General features: G+C 67.4%; 18 protein-coding genes and 1 pseudogene. 14 read left to right on the top strand and 5 right to left on the bottom strand.

What is annotated here, in order from left to right:
- Positions 1-41: 41 nt before the first annotated feature.
- The 5 genes from ACH46_RS11315 to ACH46_RS11295 are packed head-to-tail and all read left to right on the top strand — an operon-like array spanning position 42 to position 3,957.
- A complete protein-coding gene (locus ACH46_RS11315; protein ID WP_062395286.1) occupies positions 42-428 on the top strand; it encodes a hypothetical protein in 387 nt (128 codons plus the stop codon).
- A gap of 31 nt (positions 429-459) precedes the next feature.
- On the top strand, positions 460-1,740 hold the full coding sequence (locus tag ACH46_RS11310; protein ID WP_062392982.1) for an aromatic ring-hydroxylating dioxygenase subunit alpha: 1,281 nt from the start codon (positions 460-462) through the stop codon (positions 1,738-1,740).
- A complete protein-coding gene (locus tag ACH46_RS11305) occupies positions 1,733-2,230 on the top strand; it encodes an aromatic-ring-hydroxylating dioxygenase subunit beta (RefSeq protein ID WP_062392981.1) in 498 nt (165 codons plus the stop codon). Before ACH46_RS11310 ends, ACH46_RS11305 begins: the two co-directional genes overlap by 8 nt.
- Positions 2,231-2,265: 35 nt before the next feature.
- Positions 2,266-2,967, top strand: a complete 702-nt coding sequence (locus tag ACH46_RS11300) for an SDR family NAD(P)-dependent oxidoreductase (protein ID WP_062395284.1) — start codon at positions 2,266-2,268, stop codon at positions 2,965-2,967.
- A gap of 39 nt (positions 2,968-3,006) precedes the next feature.
- The gene (locus tag ACH46_RS11295; RefSeq protein ID WP_062392980.1) at positions 3,007-3,957 is read left to right on the top strand and encodes a PDR/VanB family oxidoreductase; all 951 of its coding nucleotides are present in this window, start codon (positions 3,007-3,009) and stop codon (positions 3,955-3,957) included.
- A 161-nt stretch (positions 3,958-4,118) separates the two neighbouring features.
- Here ACH46_RS11295 and ACH46_RS11290 read toward each other — a convergent pair whose 3' ends face one another.
- Positions 4,119-4,646 carry a TetR/AcrR family transcriptional regulator gene (locus ACH46_RS11290; protein WP_062392979.1) on the bottom strand — a complete coding sequence of 176 codons (528 nt, stop codon included), beginning with the start codon at positions 4,644-4,646 and terminating at the stop codon, positions 4,119-4,121.
- A 52-nt stretch (positions 4,647-4,698) separates the two neighbouring features.
- Between ACH46_RS11290 and ACH46_RS11285 the strand changes: the two genes are divergently transcribed.
- A complete protein-coding gene (locus ACH46_RS11285; RefSeq protein WP_062392978.1) occupies positions 4,699-5,526 on the top strand; it encodes an SDR family NAD(P)-dependent oxidoreductase in 828 nt (275 codons plus the stop codon).
- A pseudogene (locus tag ACH46_RS21965) lies at positions 5,499-5,678 on the top strand (hypothetical protein); the annotation flags it as partial. The gene ACH46_RS11285 and the pseudogene ACH46_RS21965, both read left to right, overlap by 28 nt.
- Here the strand turns inward: ACH46_RS21965 and ACH46_RS11280 are convergent.
- Genes ACH46_RS11280 through ACH46_RS11270 form a run of 3 tightly spaced genes read right to left on the bottom strand, consistent with a single transcriptional unit; the run spans position 5,678 to position 7,937 of the window.
- Complete coding sequence (locus tag ACH46_RS11280; RefSeq protein ID WP_062392977.1) at positions 5,678-6,307, bottom strand: response regulator transcription factor; 630 nt, start codon at positions 6,305-6,307, stop codon at positions 5,678-5,680. The pseudogene ACH46_RS21965 and the gene ACH46_RS11280 overlap by 1 nt on opposite strands.
- Positions 6,304-6,603, bottom strand: a complete 300-nt coding sequence (locus tag ACH46_RS11275) for a hypothetical protein (RefSeq protein WP_062392976.1) — start codon at positions 6,601-6,603, stop codon at positions 6,304-6,306. The genes ACH46_RS11280 and ACH46_RS11275 overlap by 4 nt, the downstream gene beginning before the upstream one ends.
- Before the next feature lie 26 nt (positions 6,604-6,629).
- On the bottom strand, positions 6,630-7,937 hold the full coding sequence (locus tag ACH46_RS11270) for an amidase (RefSeq protein ID WP_062395283.1): 1,308 nt from the start codon (positions 7,935-7,937) through the stop codon (positions 6,630-6,632).
- A 192-nt stretch (positions 7,938-8,129) separates the two neighbouring features.
- On the opposite strand from ACH46_RS11270, the gene ACH46_RS11265 reads away from it, so the two are divergent.
- The 3 genes from ACH46_RS11265 to ACH46_RS11255 are packed head-to-tail and all read left to right on the top strand — an operon-like array spanning position 8,130 to position 11,364.
- Positions 8,130-9,557 (top strand): MFS transporter, encoded by a 1,428-nt coding sequence (locus ACH46_RS11265; RefSeq protein ID WP_082399608.1) that lies wholly within the window; start codon positions 8,130-8,132, stop codon positions 9,555-9,557.
- 14 nt (positions 9,558-9,571) lie between these two features.
- On the top strand, positions 9,572-10,786 hold the full coding sequence (locus ACH46_RS11260) for a flavin reductase family protein (RefSeq protein ID WP_062395280.1): 1,215 nt from the start codon (positions 9,572-9,574) through the stop codon (positions 10,784-10,786).
- Positions 10,783-11,364, top strand: coding sequence for a nuclear transport factor 2 family protein (locus ACH46_RS11255; RefSeq protein WP_062392975.1), 582 nt, complete (start codon positions 10,783-10,785; stop codon positions 11,362-11,364). Before ACH46_RS11260 ends, ACH46_RS11255 begins: the two co-directional genes overlap by 4 nt.
- On the opposite strand, the gene ACH46_RS11250 is transcribed toward ACH46_RS11255, so the two are convergent.
- Positions 11,304-12,824 carry a malate:quinone oxidoreductase gene (locus ACH46_RS11250; RefSeq protein ID WP_120298846.1) on the bottom strand — a complete coding sequence of 507 codons (1,521 nt, stop codon included), beginning with the start codon at positions 12,822-12,824 and terminating at the stop codon, positions 11,304-11,306. The two genes, ACH46_RS11255 and ACH46_RS11250, sit on opposite strands and share 61 nt — an antisense overlap.
- 100 nt (positions 12,825-12,924) lie before the next feature.
- On the opposite strand from ACH46_RS11250, the gene ACH46_RS11245 reads away from it, so the two are divergent.
- The 4 genes from ACH46_RS11245 (at position 12,925) to ACH46_RS11230 (ending at position 17,357) form a co-directional block, all read left to right on the top strand.
- Entirely contained in the window at positions 12,925-13,824 is a 900-nt protein-coding gene (locus ACH46_RS11245; protein WP_062392974.1) for a LysR family transcriptional regulator, read from the top strand.
- A gap of 299 nt (positions 13,825-14,123) precedes the next feature.
- Positions 14,124-14,879 carry a lytic transglycosylase domain-containing protein gene (locus ACH46_RS11240; protein ID WP_062392973.1) on the top strand — a complete coding sequence of 252 codons (756 nt, stop codon included), beginning with the start codon at positions 14,124-14,126 and terminating at the stop codon, positions 14,877-14,879.
- A 61-nt stretch (positions 14,880-14,940) separates the two neighbouring features.
- Positions 14,941-16,107: a DUF7373 family lipoprotein gene (locus ACH46_RS11235; RefSeq protein ID WP_157851045.1), complete on the top strand. Its 1,167-nt coding sequence runs from the start codon at positions 14,941-14,943 to the stop codon at positions 16,105-16,107.
- A gap of 59 nt (positions 16,108-16,166) precedes the next feature.
- Positions 16,167-17,357, top strand: a complete 1,191-nt coding sequence (locus ACH46_RS11230; protein ID WP_157851044.1) for a DUF7373 family lipoprotein — start codon at positions 16,167-16,169, stop codon at positions 17,355-17,357.
- Positions 17,358-17,360: the final 3 nt, after the last annotated feature.

Here is a 17,360-nt window from a genome sequence, read left to right as displayed (position 1 = left end):
CGAACCCGCCCCACACCCACACACCCCACGAGGAGCACACGATGGCAACCGAACCGGCAACCGAACCGGCAACCGAGACCCTGCGCACCCTGTTCTGCATCGGCAACAACCAGAACTTCTTCGACCTGCCGAAGGCGGAGATCGGACCCGTCTGGGTCGGCATCCAGGACATGCTGTCCGCGCTGAAGAACATGGACGGCGTCGACATCATCGGCACCTTCGACGACGACGCCCACATGGTCGGGCCGTCGGACGGCTGGCCCTGGACCTGCTACGTCCTGGCCGACGTCCGCGATCAGCCGACCGTGCGCGAAGCCTGCAACCTGCTGCGCACCACCATGATCGGCGAATACGCGTTGTGGAAGTACTTCAAGATCGAGGCCCGCATGGGTCGCGAGCTCACCATCCGCGACGACGTCGAACTCTGACCCCGGCACTCACAGACAGGAGCACCGTGCCATGACGACCATGGACAGCACCGCCCCCGGCGCCTTCGGCGACCTCTCCGAGGCCGACCGCATCGCCGGCCGCGTGTACACCGATCCGGAGATCTTCGACGAGGAGATGAAGCGGATCTTCTACAAGACCTGGGTCTGGGTGGCCCACGAGAGCGAGATCCCCGAAGCGGGATCGTTCAAGACGACGCACGTCGGCGCCGAACCGGTCATCGTGACCCGCGACCGCAAGGACAACTTCAACACCCTGGTGAACCGCTGCCGGCACCGCGGCGCCACCGTCTGCGACCAGCGCAGCGGCAAGGCCAACGGCTTCACCTGCCCGTACCACAACTGGTCGTACGCGCTCGACGGCCGCCTCCGCGGCGTCCCGTACCCGGACGGCTACGAGGGCGTCCTGGACAAGAAGGACTTCCCGCTGCACACGCTGCGGACCGAGAGCTACCTCGGGATGATCTTCGCGACCTTCAACCAGGACATCGAGCCGCTGGAGGACTTCCTCGGCGACGCCAAGATCTGGATGGAGCGCTTCCTCAAGCAGTCCAACGGCTTCCCGACCAAGGTGATCGGCATCCACAAGTTCCGCTTCCGCGGCAACTGGAAGATCCAGCTGGAGAACACCACCGACGGCTACCACTTCCCGATGGTGCACAAGTCGTGGATGGCGTCCGTCGACGCCGAGACCGCCGACATGATGTCGTTCATGGACGACCCGAAGTCGGTGACCCACGCACTCGGCAACGGACACAGCGTCGCGATCATGGCGCACTCGCACGTCGACCTCGACATCGACGACGGCACCGAGGAGATCCAGCCGCGGTTCGCGCACCTCGTCGAGGAACTCGAGGCCGCGGGGGAGAGCCCCGAACGGATCCGTCGCTACATGCGGTCGATGCACGGCTGCGGATTCAACCTCAACATGTTCCCGAACGCCGCGATGTCGTCGTCGTTCTTCCGCATCCTGGTGCCGATCAGCGTGGACCAGACCGAGGTCTGGCACATGGCGATCGGCATGGACGGCGGACCGGAGTCGGTCAATCGGGAACGACTGCGCATCCACGAGCACTTCCAGGGGCCGTTCGGCTTCGGCAGCCCCGACGACGCCGAGGGCTGGGACCGCGTGCAGCTGGGCGCCGCAGGCCAGCCGGACATGCCGATCATGGTGAACCGCGGTCTGGGCCGCGAGCACCTCTCCGACGAAGGCTGGCCGACCTCGCACGTCACCGACGAGACCGGCATGCGTGAGTCGTACAAGATGTGGAAGAAGATGATGAGCGATGACTGACCTGAGCTTCACCGATCCGCGCGTGCTGCGCGCGATCGAACTGATCTGGCGCGAGGCGGCCCTGCTGGACGCCAAGGACTACCGCACGTGGGAGGCGATGTACGCCGACGACGCCAAGTACGTGATCCCGATCGACCCGGACACCGACGACTTCGACGCGTCGCTCAACATGGTCAACGACGACAAGCGGATGCGCGGGCTCCGCGTGCAGCGCATGATGCAGGGCTACTCGCAGTCGGCGGTCGCGGCGGCGCGCACCGTGCGGATCGTCTCGCGGTTCACCGTCGACGAGGCCTCCGACGCCTCGGTGACCATCCGCTCCGCGCAGATCCTCAACGCGTTCAAACGGCAGACCTTCACCACGATCGGTGCCGAGATGGTTCACGTGGTGCGGTTCGGTGAGACGACCGCCGACGACCAGATCGCGCTCAAGGTGGTTCGGCTGGTCGACAGCGAGGACGCCGTCAGCGCATCGGGGTACCTGCTGTGAGCGGCATCGCGGTCGTCACCGGCGCCGCCGGCGGGATGGGCGAGCACATCGCGCGTCGCCTGCACGCGGACGGTCGTCGGGTGGTGCTCGCCGACATCGCGGTGGATCAGGCCGAGCAGATCGCGAAAGACCTGTCGCCGGACGGCGCCACCGCAGTCGCCATGGATCTCGACGTCGCGCACCGCGACAGCTTCGTCGACGCCCTCGCGCAGATCCGCGAGCGCTGGGGCACCCCGACGATCGTCGTCAACAACGCCGCGCGCACCCAGGCCGCGGACTTGATGACGCTCGACGAGGACTCGTTCAACTCGGTCCTGAACACCAACGTCAACAGCATCTTCTTCGGCTGCCAGGTGTTCGGTGCCGCGATGGCGGAGGAGGGGTTCGGACGCATCGTCAACATGGCCTCCCTCGCCGGCCAGAACGGCGGCACCGCGACCGGCGCGCACTATGCCGCCTCGAAGGGCGCCATCCTGACCACCACCAAGGTGTTCGCCCGCGAACTCGCTTCGGCGGGCGTCACGGTCAATGCCATCGCCCCCGGCCCGCACGACCTCCCGGTCGTCAAGGCCACCGTCCCGCCCGACAAGCTCGCGGCGGTCGTGGCGGGCATCCCGGTCGGGAAGCTCGGCGACGCCGCCTTCATCGCCGACACGGTCGCACTGCTCGCGGCCGACAACGCCTACTTCGTGACCGGTGCCTGCTGGGACGTCAACGGCGGACTGTACGTGCGCTGACCGCACGGAACACAGCACGAGAACTGCAGGAGAGAGATCATGGCACTCATCGACGTCGTCGTGTCCCGCATCGTGGAGGAGACTCCGACGGTCAAGACGTTCTATCTGACCGAGCCGGACGGCACGCCCATCGGGTCGTACTCGCCGGGCGCGCACATCGACGTCGTCGGGCCGACCGCGATCACCCGGCAGTACTCGCTGTGCAGTCGACCGGACGGCCAGGAGTCGTTCGCCGTCGCGGTCAAACGCGAGGAGGCCTCGCGCGGCGGTTCCGCGGCGCTGCACGATCTGAAGGTCGGCGACGCCCTCCAGATCAGTGAGCCGCGGAACCTCCTCGCGATCGATCAGGACGCGACACACCACGTCCTGATCGCCGCGGGGATCGGCATCACGCCGATGCTCAGCATGGCGCGCTACATGGACGTCAACGACATCCCCTTCGACCTGCACTACTTCGCCCGCACCGAGGAGGACGCGGCGTTCCTTCCGCTCCTGCGCGACCGCTGCCCCGAGAAGCTGCACGCCAACCTCGGTGTCAGCCGCGACCGGCAGGCGGACTTGCTGGACGAGGCGTTCACCGCGATGCCGGCCGGCGCACACGTCTACGTCTGCGGGCCGCAGGGCTTCATGGACAAGGTCGTCGAGCTCGCCGAGAAGCACGTCCCGGCCGACGCCGTCCACTTCGAGGCCTTCCACGCGACCGACCAACCCGACGCCGCCGAGAACACGGCCTTCGAGGTGGAGCTCGAAGGGGAGACGTACGAGGTGCCCGCGGACAAGAGCATCGCCGAGGTCCTGGTGGAGAACGGCGCCGACATCGACACGTCGTGCGAGGAGGGCATCTGCGGGACCTGCATCATGCAGGTGATCTGCGGCACCCCCGAGCACCGTGACAACGTCCTGACGAAGTCGGAGAAGGAGTCCGGTGAGCTGATCACCGTCTGCGTCTCCCGGACCCGCGACCCAAAGCTGGTGCTCGATTACTACTGATTCGCGGTAGCTCTTCGCTCCCTACCACGACGCTCGCTCACCTCCGGAGGTGAGCGAGCGTCGTCGTAGGGAGCGGGCGTTGTCGAGGTGAGCGAGCCCCTCGCCTGACTCGGCGGTGGACCTTCGGAACATGGTCTAGCGGTACTGACCGGACACGTTGATCAACCGGGCCGGTGTAGGCGTCGAACGGTTTCGATGTGGTCTGCCAGCTCACCGTCGGTTAGGGGAGGCAGTCGGAGAAACCATCGGAACAGGAGGGGAGCCAGAAGAAGCTCCGTAGCTCGCTCGGGATTGTCGAAGCCGTCAGCGGCAACCACCCGAGCGAACTGCTGCTGCTGAGGCTGAAGAAGGGCGGAGTGGAACTGACGTGCGACCACCTCGTCGCTCTGGACCTCGGCGGCCAGCATCCGCAGCAGTGAGACTCGCGGTTCTGCCGCCAGTTCGGCGCTGGTCGCCTTCAGCGCTTCGAAAAGCTCAGGGTCGCTGCCGACGGGTTCGGACACCACAGATTCCGTCGCGAGGGCGTCAAACAGGAGTGCATGGATCGATGGCCATGTGCGGTAGAGCGTTTGCTTTCCGACGCAGGCTTCCGCTGCGATGCCTTCCATGGTGAGGGCATTCGGGCCGCCGCGCTCGGCGAGGCGCAGGACGGCGGCGAAGACGCGCGCGGCGGTGGCAGGGCGGGCCATGTCACCAGTATAGAAGCGAGACGCACCGTCTCGTTTGTGCTTGAATAGGCGAATGACGACAACGAAGACCTGGCTCATCACCGGCGCGAGCAGCGGCCTTGGCCTTGCGTTGACCCAGCGGGTGCTGGCTGCAGGTGATCGCGTGGTGGCCACGAGCCGCCTGGGCGCGCTACCTGTGCAGCACCCGTCTTTGACCGTGATGCGGCTCGATCCAGCCGACCGGAATGACTGCTGGCGAGCAGTCCAAGAAGCTCACGAGGCCGCGGGCTGTCTCGACGTCCTGGTGAACAACGCGGGCTACGGCCTCGTCGGCGCCACCGAGGAGGTCAGCGAGGAGAATGCGAGGGCCATCCTTGACGTCGATCTTCTCGGCCCCTTGTGGCTCACACAGGCTGCGCTTCCGCTGATGCGCGCCCAAGGCGCCGGTCACATCGTGCAGATCTCGTCGACCGGCGGAGTCGGTGCCATGCCCCTGCTTGGGCTCTACAACGCCGCGAAGTGGGGCCTCGAGGGGTTCAGCGAGGCCTTGGCGGGCGAGGTCAGCTCGATGGGTGTGCGAGTCACCCTCGTCGAAGTCGGTGCCATGAATACCCAGTGGGCGACCTCGGGGATGCAGTTCAGTGCACCAATTCCCGCGTATGACGTGCTGCGCGAACGGCTCTTTGGAACCGCCGTCGTGCCCTGGACGAGCGATCCTGGGGCCACGGGCGGTGGGTCGTCGCCGGAGGCTATCGCCGAGGGGATCCTTGCCCACGTCACCGCGCCAGAGGGGCCCTTGCGGCTGGTCCTCGGCGAGGGATCTGCCGACCAGATCCGCATGGTCCTCGATCAACGCCGGCAGGACTATGCACGTCAGCCGGGATTCCAGGTCGAGGACTGACCGGCGCGAACGGCGGCGCGTACCGTTCGCACCTGTGGAGCGATAACCTCGCCGATTGGCTTCACCAGTACAACAAGCACCGGCCGCCCACACGGCCTGCGACAAACCAGCCGCCTTTCTCACGATTGACCAACGTCCCCGGTCAGTACACCTACCCGACCGGCACCTCCACCCCGTACCGCAGGATGTCGCGGACCAGCGTGCTGATGCTGTCGGCGTCGGTCTTGCTCTTGATCCGGGTGCGGTGGACGTCGACGGTCTTCACGCTCATGCCGAGCTTGCGGGCGATGTTCTGGCTCGGCAGACCTTCCACGACGAACGCCAGGATCTCGCGTTCGCGCGGGGTCAGCAGCGCGACGCGGCGTTCGACGTCGCGGTGCATCTGGAAGGCTTCGAAGCGCTCGGTGGCGGTCTCGATGCCACTCTGCACCGCGTCCAGCAGACGCTGCGGGTCGTAGGGCTTCTCGAGGAAGTCGAGTGCGCCGGCCTGCATCGTGGACACCGACATGCGGATGTCGCCGTGCGCGGAGACGAAGATGATCGCCACGTGCGGGGCGATCTCGTTGAGCTGCTCCTGGAGTCGAGGGCCGCTCATCTTGGGCATGCGGACGTCCAGGACGATGCACGCCGGGTGATCGGCGGTGTACAGGGAGAGGAACTCGTCGGCGCTGTGGCAGATCTGCGGTTTGATGCCGATGCTGCCCAGCAGCCAGTCCACCGAATCGCACAGTTCGGAGTCGTCGTCGACGACGTACACCGTCGGCAACGGATCGGCTGTCATCCGGCTGCCACCTCGGGTTCGCCCCACGTGGCGTCGGCCGTCCAGTAATTGACGCCTGCGGCGCTCACCCGGTGCTCCCACGGGCTCGTCCGCCGCAGGTCCGGCTCCTCGGCGCGGACCGAGGCGTCCGCCGCTTCGGGGCCGTCGGCCTCGACGGTCCAGTGGACCCAGTTCACCTCGCGGTCGTGCTCGTCGTGGACGAACAGGTCGACGTGGTGCCAGCCGTAGTTCAGCGTGTCCTCATAGCAGGTGAGGAAGGTGCGGTAGTGGTGTGTGGGCCGTGGCTTGATGCTCATCGTTCTCCTCGTTCCCTCTCTCGGTTCTACCGGACGACGCTGGTGCCGGTGATCGGATCCAGTGCGCCGAGCAGCGGTTCCAGTCGCGCCGCGAACTCCAGCAGCTGCCATTCCTGTCCGGGCAACCCGATCAGCTGTACGCCGAGCGGAAGGCCGGCTTCGGTGCGGGCGCCGGGTACCACGACCACGGGGCAGCCGAGAAGCTGCCAGGGGCGACTCAGGATGGGATCACCGGTCGCGGCGAGTCCCTCGGGAGCGGGGCCGAGCGCGGCGGGGCCCGCGATGATCACCGATCCGGAGCCCGCAGTCCCCGACAGGTGACTGCGCAGCAGGGCGAAGGAGGTGTCGCGGCGGATGATCGCGGCCTCGTAGTCGTCGGCGGAAGTCCGGCGACCCGACTCCGCGAGGTCGACGAGCTGGGTGCTGAGCCGGTCTCGATGCTGCGCGACGAGGGGGTCGAGGACGCCGAACGCCTCGTACGCCATCACGGTGAAGTGGTCCTCGGTGAGCGTCCGGACGTGATCGTCGCCGTCGAGGTCGCCGAGGTCGGCTCCCGCTTCCAGGACGAGGGCGTCCAGACGCGCGACGAGCTCGGTCATCGCCGGGTGGAACTCGCCGAGTCCGCTGCCCTCCCAGATATGGACCTCGCCGACCGGAGCGAAGGACTCGGGACGGGTGTCGCCGGAGAACGCCTCGTACGCGGTGGCGAGGTCGGCGATGGTCCGGGTCAGGAGTCCGAGCGAGTCCAGTGACTCGCACAGTCCTGCGACGCCGTCGAGGGACGCTGCGCCGTGCGCGAGAACCATGGCGGCCGCCCCGCAGAAGGAGGCCGGTCGGGTGGTGGATCCGGCGGTCTGCGTGCCGAGGGCGAGGGGGACCACGCCGGCGCCGACGGCCGCGGCCGAGCCGCTCGAAGACCCGCCGGGCGTGTGGGTCAGCGCGCGCGGATTACGCGTGGGGCCGGGCGCGAAGTAGCCGAACTCGGTGGTCACGGTCTTGCCCTGAATGACGGCGCCGAGCTCGCGGAGCCTGGTGACGCATGCGGCATCGGCGGTCGCAGGAGCCGCGGAGGTGACTGCGGATCCGCAGCGGGTCGGCAGGCCCGCGACGTCGATGAGGTCCTTCACCGCCACCGACACCCCGGCCAGCGGCCGCGTGTCGGCGCCGACCGTGCTCGGGAACTCATCCGCGAGCTCGGTCCAGGCTCGCAGGTCTGGTTCGGCCGCGTCGATCGCGGCCCGGACGTCGGCGGCCAACTGCTGCGCGGTGATCTCACCGCGGCCGACGGCGGCCGCCTGATCCTGGATCGACTGTCGCCAGATGGGGCCGCTCAACATTCCTCCTGAAATCCGCGCAGAGACGAGGGTCACTGCCTGTCGCGTAGTTCAGTCTGCCCCGTCGAGCGACCGTCCGACAGTAAAGAAATCCCTCCTACCGCCGTAACCGGGTGCCTGCCTACGTTCGCATCGTTGGAACTCCCGAACCTTCAACACCCCGACCTTCCCCGAACGAGAACCGAGGATCTCATGACCATCGTGACCCCGGACGACTCCGACGTCGAGCAGCCGTCGACGACGTCCCGCCGGATCGACCTGTCCCGGATGAGCAGACGCGCCTGGGTCATCACCGGCCTGCTGGTGCTCTTCCAGATCGTCGCCTTCGCCGACAAGGCCGTCCTCGGTCTCGTCTCGGCCGACGCGATGCCCGAACTCGGCCTGAGTGCCACCGAATTCGGCTTCATCGGCAGTTCGTTCTTCTTCTTGTACGCACTCGTCTCCATCGTGGTGGGCTTCCTCGCGGCCAAATTCCCGGTCAAGTGGATCCTCTTCGTCATGGCTCTGGCCTGGGCGGTCCTGCAGTTCCCGATGCTGCTCGGCGGCGCCGCCGCGGTGCTGCTCGTTACGCGCGTCCTGCTCGGTGGAGCGGAGGGGCCGGCGACTGCGATGTCGCTGACCTCGGTGCACACCTGGTTCGCGCCTCGCCGTCGTGCGCTGCCGTCGAACCTCGTCGCGATCGGGTCCACCCTGGGCCCGGTGATCGCGGCGCCGGTCCTCGCGTGGGTCATCACCGCGTGGGGATGGCGATGGGCGTTCGGCGTGCTCGGCATCGTCGGCCTCATCTGGATGGCGGCATGGCTGATCCTCGGCGCCGACGGACCCTACCGGGAACAGCAGAAGGCCGAGACCGACGAAGACTCGGCAGACGGCGCCGACGCCGCGGCGGACGAGGTCACCACGTCGGCCGTCGACGCGCAGCAGCCGGTCGTCGTCTGGCGGGCCTTCGCCAGCCTGTGCTTCCTCGCCGCGGTCATCGGCGGCGCGTCGAACTTCTGGGTTCAGGGCTTCCTCACCACCTGGCTGCCCCAGTACCTGGGGACGGTCATCGGGTTGTCGCTGCAGGAGGTCGGCACCGTCACGACGATCCCGTGGGTGCTCGGCGCCCTGGTCCTGCTCGGCCTCGGGGTCCTCGGTCAGCGGATGCTGGCGCGCGGTCACAACGCCCACCGGTCGATCGCGATTCCGTTCGGTGCCGCCGCACTGGTGGCAGGCGTCTGCTTCCTCCTGGTGCAGCTGACGTCGGGCGCGATGTCGGTGGCGCTCCTGTCGCTCGCGGCCGGCTGCAGCCTCGCCTACCCGATGACGGCGTCGGCCATCGGCTATTCGGTCGGCACCAGGCAGCGCCCCATCATGATGGCGACCCTCGGCGGCGTCGCCTCGCTGGGCGCCGTCATCTCACCGAGCCTCGTCGGCTGGTTGATGACTCGCGCCGGCTACGTCTCGCCGCCGAAGGGCGTCAAACCCAGCCCGGAGATGGCGGCCAACATGGCCGACGGCGTCCACCTCGCATTCACCATCACGGGCATCATCCTGCTGGTCGGCGGCGCACTGTGCATCGCCTTCCTGCGGCCGGAACGCCTCGGCAGCGCGCTTCAGCGACGCTACGCCCGGGGATGACGAAGGAGAACGACATGACTGCACTGAAAGACAAGACGGGACTGGCCGAGCCGCAGATCGACCCGCTGCTGTTCCGCGACGTGATGGGGCACTACCCGACGGGCGTCGTGGTGGTGACCGGGCGCGACGATGACGGGGACGTCCTCGCCATGGTCGTCGGCACCTTCAGTTCGGTGTCGATGGATCCGCCGCTCGTCTCGTTCATGCCGATGAAGACATCGAAGACCTTCGAGCGGATGCGCGAATGCGACTCCCTGTGCGTCAACATCCTGTGCGGCGAACAGGAGGCCACGGTGATGACTGTCGCCCGCCGATGGGAGAACAAACTCGACGGGATCGACTGGTTCGAATCGCCGTCCGGGGATCCGGTGCTCGCCGACTCGGTGGCCTGGATCGACACGAGGATGCACGACATCGTCGAAGCCGGTGACCACTGGATCGCCCTGTGCGAGGTGGTCGACATGGCGGTCACCAACCCGGTGTCGCCGCTCATCTTCTTCCAGGGCGGCTACGGCAGCTTCGTCTGCACCTCGCTCATGGCGCGAATGGATCACGAGATCCTGCCCGCCATTCACACCGCCCACGGTGTCCGCCCCCACGTCGAGGAACTCGCCGACGACATCGGCTGCGAGGTCACCGTTTACACCACTGTCAGCGACGACGAGATGGCGACAGTACTGTCGGTGACCGCTCCGGGCATCGACCGCGAGCGCGGTCTGGCCCGACGGATCCCGATCGTCCCGCCGATCGGTGACAGCTATGTGTTCGCGCAGCCGGCGGAGGTCCAGGAGGGGTGGCTCGGGAAGCTGCGCGACGCCGATGACGCCGAGCGCAACCTCCATCGAGCCCGACTGGACTTCCTCCGGGAGCACGGGTACGCGCTGTCGTTCCTGCCCGACGTCGAGGGACAGGCCGCGTATCAGGGCATGCTCGATGCGACGCGCCAGTACGAGAAGGGGCGCCTGACCCCCGCCGAGGAGCGGCGGATCCGCCAGTCGATCCGGGATACCGCCGTCGACTACGGGATCCACAGCCTCGACGACGACGAGTCCTACGACATCGGCTCCGTGGTCCTGCCGGTTCGGGACCAGCACGGGCAGTACACGATGACGCTGCGACTCGCCCAACTCCCGAGCCGCACCTCGGGGCGGGAGATCGGCTACTGGCTCCGCCGCGCGCGCGTCGTCGTCGATCTGCTCGAGGGCGCTGCTCGGGGTGACCAGCGATGACCGACCCCCGGATCGATGCACTCGTCGAGCGGGTCGAGAGGCTGGAGGCCGAGGCCGACATCCGACGCTTGCAGGCGCGGTACATGTTCCTGTGCGACACCCCTTGCCCGGAGTTCGACGTCACCGACGACACGGCGCGGATCGACCGAATCATGGACCTGTACGCCGAGGATGCCGTGTGGGAGGGCGTCGGCGAATACTACGACGGACAGTTCGGCCGAGCCGAGGGCAAGCAGGCCGTCCGCGAGCACTTCGAACGGTTCTGGAGCGCCGACCGAGAGCCGGGTCTGCTGCTGAACGCCCACTATCTGACGTCGGAGCAGATCCACGTCGACGGTCGGACCGCCGAGGGGCAGTGGATTCACATGCAGCCGTGGCTGTTCACCGACGGCTCGGCGATTCTCCGGTCAAGCCGCCTCAACAACGCCTTCCGGAAGGTCGGCGACCGGTGGGCGATCACCCGCACGCGCACGGAGAACGTCTTCATCGCCGACCTCCCGGACGGGTTCGCGTCCAGCTATCCAAGCGCCTCCGTGCTCATGACGCCCACGGACGCGGCCGCCAACCCCAACGACTGAGCCGTCGACGCGGTCGCCTGCGCCACCGCCTCGTCGGTCCACTCGGTCACGGCCAGGCCGGGGATCGCGCTGTTGAGCGCGGCCTCCCATCCGGCCGCCCACTGATCGGGGAAGCAGCGGCCGAGCAGGTCCACCATGATCGGCACCGCCGTCGATGCGCCGGGTGAGGCGCCGAGCAACCCGGACATGTCACCGTCCGACGTGGTGATCAGTTCCGTGCCCTGCTGCAGAACGCCGATTCCGCGCGGGCCGGGAGTCACCAGTTGTGCGCGCTGGCCTGCGGGGATCAGTTCCCAATCGTCGCGGTGTGCGGTGGGGTAGTACCGCTGCAGCTGACGGAACCGGCGTCGCGGGCTCGCCAGCAGTTCGGAGACCAGGAACCGCACCAGGCTCAGGTTGGTCGCACCGGCGGACATCACGGTCCACAGATTCGACGGCCGCAGCGTCGCGAAGAAGTCGGTCAGCCTGCCGTGCTTGAGGAGTTTGGTGCTGAACGTCGCGTACGGACCGAACATCAGGTGGTCGAGTCCGTCGACGGTCCGATGGTCGAGGTGCGGCACCGACATCGGGGGAGCACCGATCGGCGCCTGCCCGTAGACCTTGCCGTCGTGCTGCGCGGCTACGGCCGGATCACTGCACCGCAGGAACGCCGCACCGACCGGCAGCACACCGTAGCCGCGGACCTCGCGTGCCTTCGCCTGTTGCAGCATCCGCAGCGCCTGACCGCCCGCGCCGACGAAGATGTGCCGGGCGCGCACACGGAAATCACGCCGATCGCACCGGCCTGAGATCTCGACGCCGTCGTCGCGGCGAGCGATGCGCGTGACCTCGTGTCCGGTGAGGACATGGGCGCCGGACGCGGCGAGAAGCGACGCGGTCAGCGCCCCGAAGTCGACATCGGTGCCCGCCGCGTGTCGGGTGGCGGTGACGGTCTCGTCATCCGCGCGGCCCGCCATGACCAGCGGTGCCCAGGCGGCGATCTGGTCGCGGTCCTCCGAATACTGCAGGTCGCGGAACAGCGGTGACCGTCGCATGGTGCGGTGGCGTCGCTGCAGGTAGGAGCGATCGTCGTCGCCGAAGACGACGGACAGGTGCGGAGTGCCGTGGACGAACGAGTCGGGCTTGATCGCGCCACGGTCGGCGAGGTGTGACCACCACTGACGAGTGAGGAGGAACTGGCGTGCCATCTCAACGGGTTTGGCGGCGTCGTCGGGGTCCGGCATGTAGTTGAGCTCGCAGAATCCGGAGTGGCCGGTGCCCGCGTTGTTCCACGGGTCGCTGCTCTCGGTGGCGAGCCGGTCGGCCTGCTCCAGGACGACGACGCGCCAGTCGGGTGCCAGCTCGCCGAGCATCGACGCCAGGGTCGCCGACATGATGCCGCCGCCGATCAGGGCGACGTCGACCGAACCCAGATCGTGAGAGCGCGTCGAGCCGGACCGGTTGTCGTGACGAATACGCATGATGGTCATCCCTTCGAACATGTCGTGATCGGTACGACTCGATCATCGGCCGTCGTCGATCAATCCGTCCAATGCGATTTCAGGAGGATATGATCCGATCATGGATAGGTGGATGGTCGAGTTCGCACCTCAGCTGACCGCGCTGGTGGAACTCGGTGCACAGTCCGGATCGATGACCGCGACCGCCGAGGCGCTCGGAGTGGCGCAGTCGTCGATCAGTCGGCGCCTGCACGCGCTGGAATCGGCCCTCGGCGTCCCGCTGCTCATCCGCGACGGCCGCACCGTGCGGCTCACGTCGCAGGCGGAGTCGTTGATCGCTGACTGCGCAGGTCCACTCGCCGCCCTCGAACGCGCGGTGACACGTGCGACGGCCGCCGCTGATCCGGAGTCGGGGACGGTGCGATTCGGCTTCCCGCTCACGATGGGGGCAGGGGCGGTGCCGGAACTCCTCGCGGCTTTCCACCATCGTCACCCGCGCATTCATCTGGAACTGAAGCAGGCGCACGGGGCCGAACTGGTCGCGGACCTGGAGGCGGGCGCTCTCGACCTCGCGATCACGATTCCGCCCGCCGAGCATCTGCGGCATCGGGAGCTGGGGGAGCAGGAGATCGTGCTCGCCGTGCCCGAGCGACACCGATTGGCGTCCCGGGCCGCAGTGGACCTCGCGGATCTCGCCGGAGAAGTGTTCATCGCGAATCCGCCGTCGTACAACCTGAGGCACCTGACCGAGGCGTGGTGTCGAGAGGCTGGATTCCACCCCGACGTCGCGATCGAGATCACCGAGTTCACCACGATCCGCGAGCTCGTCGAACGCGGACTCGGAGTCGCGCTGCTGCCGCGGGCGGCAACCACCGATGTCGGGATCGTCGAGATTCCGGTGTCGTCACCGCAGCTGCGACGATCGGCCGCCATGGCGTGGCCGACGGACGTGACGACGCCGGCGGTCGACCTCCTGGCCGCCTTCCTGCTCGATGAGTTCGGTGGCCTCTCGACGGCGTGATGCGGCTGAAAAGGCTGCGACCTCGTGATTTCGTGCGGGGACTCACACCGGCGCGGCCGAATGTCCTCTGACCTGCGACGCCGTCGACCGCAGTGTTTGCTGGCAGCTAACAGATGTTTGCTGCGGCCGGTTTGATAACAGGAAGATAACAAGCAGGAGACGGATTGATGTACGTTCGTTACCAGCCCACCGAGGGATGCGACGTCTGACCGGCGTTCTGCCGCCCGCCTGCGCCACGTCGCGGAGCGGAGTCTCGGGTGGAGGCTCGTCCTTTCCCCGATCCCGAGGTTCCTTTTCGCATGCATCGCAATCGCACACGGCTGAAGTCGGCAGCGCTCGTCGCCGCGGGTCTCGTCCCCGCGGCGGGCCTGCTGGTGGGAGCATCGTCGACCGACCTCGCCGGACCGTCACCCGCCCGTCTCTCGACCCCCGCGGACGTCTCCAACGTCGCCTACGAGTTGCCGAAGACGCAGGATGAGAAGGCCAAACCGAAGCCTGCGGTCAAGCCGATCGTCGCAACCTTCCAGGCGGTTCCCGCCTCGGTGAAGTCCGGTGCCGTCCCCAAGATCAACTTCGAGGCCTACCAGGCGGCTGCCGCGAAGATCGCCAAGGATGAGCCGCGCTGCGGGATCGACTGGCGACTCATCGCCGGTATCGGCAAGGTGGAGTCGCATCACGCGAACTTCGGCGACGCCGACAAGACCGGTGAGCTGCGTACCCCGATCTACGGTCCGACGCTGAACGGCACCCTCGCCGGCAATCAGGTGATCAATGACACCGACGGCGGCAAGCTCGACGGCGACCCCGTCTACGACCGCGCGGTCGGTCCCATGCAGTTCCTCCCGTCCACCTGGAACCACTACGCCGGTGACGGCAACGGCGACGGCAAGAGCGATCCGCAGAACCTGTTCGACGCGGCCCTCACCACCGCGAAGTACCTGTGCGACGAGGGCCTGAACCTCCGCACCGTCGCCGACCAGACCACCGCGGTCCTGCGCTACAACAATTCGATGGAGTACGTGTCGAACGTTCTCGGCTTCGCGCGCAGCTACTGACCGCTGCCGCCCGACGAGTCGACTGACCGACCCGGGGCAGTCCATGTCCTAGGCTCGGTGCGTGAAGAAATCGATAGTGACAGCGCTGGTCGTCGCACTCAGCACCGTGGCACTCGTCGGATGCGAGGTCCGGGGCACGGCGCAGCGCACGGCGCTCGACATCGATGCCGGCCAGTACAAGACCGTCAAGAGTGATGCGGGCATCGGCACACCGGCATGGATGGCGGGTGCCGAACTCGGTGCGTACGTGCCGTATCCGGCGGAGATCGACGAACGCCTCGACCACGCTCGGCTGGGGACGTCACCGCTCGGCACACTCGACCAGCTCGCGGAGTTCGTGGACGGGGTCGAGGACGTCCCGGAGAACAAGAAGTTCCAGTTCGGTTTCCTCACCGAGAGCCTCGACGAAGCGGTCAAGCTCTCTCGAAGTCTGATGCTCGGGGTCCTGCGCTACCCGGACGAGGGCACTGCTCGCGCGGCAGCGGCAGCGACGGCAGAGGCCAACCTCGCAGCGCGGATCGCGCAGGACAAGAAGTTCGACAACGACGGGCGCCGCCGACTCAGTGAGCCGGCCGGCTTCCCCGCCGGCGCGAAGCTCATTCAAGGTCGGGACTCCATCGGAACCATTTCAATGATGCTCCTGGTTCCACACGGACGCGATGTCCTCCTGATGGACTACTACAACTCCTACACGTCGGAGACCGAGGCGCTCGACACCCTCAAACGGGCCGTCGGTCTGATGACCGATCGCATCGAGGGCGCGGGCGGCGTCGATGTCGCGAGCTCCATGCGCAACGTCGACGTCGTCGAGCTGACGGTGCCGTTCCGCTCGGGTGTCGATCCGCTGATGAAGTTCGAGGGAACCGCAGCGCTGCGCAAGGCGTACGCGCACTCCTACAACTATTCGCCGCGCGTCTTGAAGATTCTCACCGCAGCCGGCGTCGACGTCGTCGGTCAGCGCGAGACCGCGGTGTTCCGAGCCGCCTCGAAAGTGAAGGCCGAAGGCCTGCAGAAGGCGTTCGTCGACTTCGAGGGCGACTCCTGGAAGCGGGTCGGCACACCGCGCGACCTGCCGATCGCGGACTGCGCCAAGACCGATGACCTCTTTCAGCCGTTCCAGTGCACGGTCGTCGTCGGCCGGTACTACGCGACCGGGTCGGCGAAGAAGCTGCTCGACGCCCAGCAGAAGATCTCCGCCCAGTACCTGATCCTGAAGGAGCGGGGCTAGGGTCATCGGCCCCGAACGGTTGGATCCTCATCCCTTAGGCTCGATGCGTGAGGAAACGGATGGGGACAGTGCTGGCAGCGCTCGCGGGCACCGTGGCGCTCGCAGGTTGCGAGGTCAGCGGGACGGCGCACCGTGTGCCGGTGGACGTCGACGCGGGCCAGTACAAGACGGTGAAGACGGACGCGGGGGTCAGCTCACCGCGGTGGATGGCCGGTGCGGAGCTGGCCGCGTACGTGCCGTTTCCCTCCGAGATCGACGACACGATGATCCGCACCACCAATGGCACCGCGCCGGCGGCGACCCTCAAGAACCTCGGTGCGCACATCGACGGTGCCGAGAAAGTGCCTGAGAACGCCGAGTTCCAGTTCGGTTTCGCGGCGGGTGGCAACAACTCCGATCCGACGGTCGAGGGGTCCCCGAACACCCGGAGCCTCGGCTTCGGAGTGTTCCGCTACACCGATGCCGGGGCCGCGCGCGCCGCGGTCCGCCCCACCGCGGAGGCGAACCGAGCTGAGCTGATCGCGACACGCGATCGCTTCGACCTGGAGAAGGTCGACGTCCTGGTCGACGACGCGGGCGTAGGCTTCCCCGCCGGATCGATGACGGTTTCCAGCGAGGCGAGCGGACGCGACACCGGCATGTCGACGAGGGTGCTGGTACCGCATGGTCGTGATGTCCTGATGGTGCACTCGTACGGCCGGTCCGCGGCGGACACCGCCTCGACGCTCAAGCGATCCGTCGATCTGATGATCGAGCGCCTCGCGGGGTCCGCGGACGTCTCGGAGAAGTCGGCTATGCGTAATGCGTCGTTCGTGACGCTGACTGTGCCGTTCCTCGGCGACGGTGACCGCATGTTCTTCGACGGCACTGCGGTCGGACCTGCGTCGTACGCGCACATCTACCACGACAAGAAGCGGGGGAGTCGACTTCTGTCCCAGGCCGGCGTCGACCTGATCGGGCAACGCGAGACCGTCGTCTTCCGAGCCTCGTCGCCTGCTAAGGCGTCGGAGCTGCGGACCGGTTTCGAGACCTGGCGACGCGAGGTCGACGCCGGAAGTCGCAAAGCTGCGTCGCCGCGGGACCTGCCGACGGCGACCTGCGTCGAGGACGTCGATTCCGCCACGGACAAGTCCTACGGCTGCACCGTCGTCGTCGGCCGGTACTACGCGACCGCGTCGTCGAGGAAGTCCCTGCTCGACGCCCAGCAGAAGATCTCCGCCCAGTACCTGATCCTGAAGGAGCGGGGCTGACCG

Source organism: Gordonia phthalatica, from assembly GCF_001305675.1.
In the GTDB taxonomy this organism is placed as follows: Bacteria; Actinomycetota; Actinomycetes; order Mycobacteriales; family Mycobacteriaceae; genus Gordonia; species Gordonia phthalatica.
This window is presented reverse-complemented; position numbering and strand designations above follow the sequence as displayed.

Coding starts and splice junctions, on each gene's coding strand:
- ACH46_RS11260 (WP_062395280.1), top strand. CDS start 9,572: ATGACTGCACTGAAAGACAAGACGGGACTGGCCGAGCCGCAGATCGAC.
- ACH46_RS11255 (WP_062392975.1), top strand. CDS start 10,783: ATGACCGACCCCCGGATCGATGCACTCGTCGAGCGGGTCGAGAGGCTG.
- ACH46_RS11285 (WP_062392978.1), top strand. CDS start 4,699: ATGACGACAACGAAGACCTGGCTCATCACCGGCGCGAGCAGCGGCCTT.
- ACH46_RS11240 (WP_062392973.1), top strand. CDS start 14,124: ATGCATCGCAATCGCACACGGCTGAAGTCGGCAGCGCTCGTCGCCGCG.
- ACH46_RS11290 (WP_062392979.1), bottom strand. CDS start 4,646: ATGGCCCGCCCTGCCACCGCCGCGCGCGTCTTCGCCGCCGTCCTGCGC.
- ACH46_RS11295 (WP_062392980.1), top strand. CDS start 3,007: ATGGCACTCATCGACGTCGTCGTGTCCCGCATCGTGGAGGAGACTCCG.
- ACH46_RS11315 (WP_062395286.1), top strand. CDS start 42: ATGGCAACCGAACCGGCAACCGAACCGGCAACCGAGACCCTGCGCACC.
- ACH46_RS11265 (WP_082399608.1), top strand. CDS start 8,130: ATGACCATCGTGACCCCGGACGACTCCGACGTCGAGCAGCCGTCGACG.
- ACH46_RS11275 (WP_062392976.1), bottom strand. CDS start 6,603: ATGAGCATCAAGCCACGGCCCACACACCACTACCGCACCTTCCTCACC.
- ACH46_RS11245 (WP_062392974.1), top strand. CDS start 12,925: ATGGATAGGTGGATGGTCGAGTTCGCACCTCAGCTGACCGCGCTGGTG.
- ACH46_RS11310 (WP_062392982.1), top strand. CDS start 460: ATGACGACCATGGACAGCACCGCCCCCGGCGCCTTCGGCGACCTCTCC.
- ACH46_RS11280 (WP_062392977.1), bottom strand. CDS start 6,307: ATGACAGCCGATCCGTTGCCGACGGTGTACGTCGTCGACGACGACTCC.
- ACH46_RS11300 (WP_062395284.1), top strand. CDS start 2,266: ATGGGCGAGCACATCGCGCGTCGCCTGCACGCGGACGGTCGTCGGGTG.
- ACH46_RS11250 (WP_120298846.1), bottom strand. CDS start 12,824: ATGCGTATTCGTCACGACAACCGGTCCGGCTCGACGCGCTCTCACGAT.
- ACH46_RS11305 (WP_062392981.1), top strand. CDS start 1,733: ATGACTGACCTGAGCTTCACCGATCCGCGCGTGCTGCGCGCGATCGAA.
- ACH46_RS11230 (WP_157851044.1), top strand. CDS start 16,167: ATGGGGACAGTGCTGGCAGCGCTCGCGGGCACCGTGGCGCTCGCAGGT.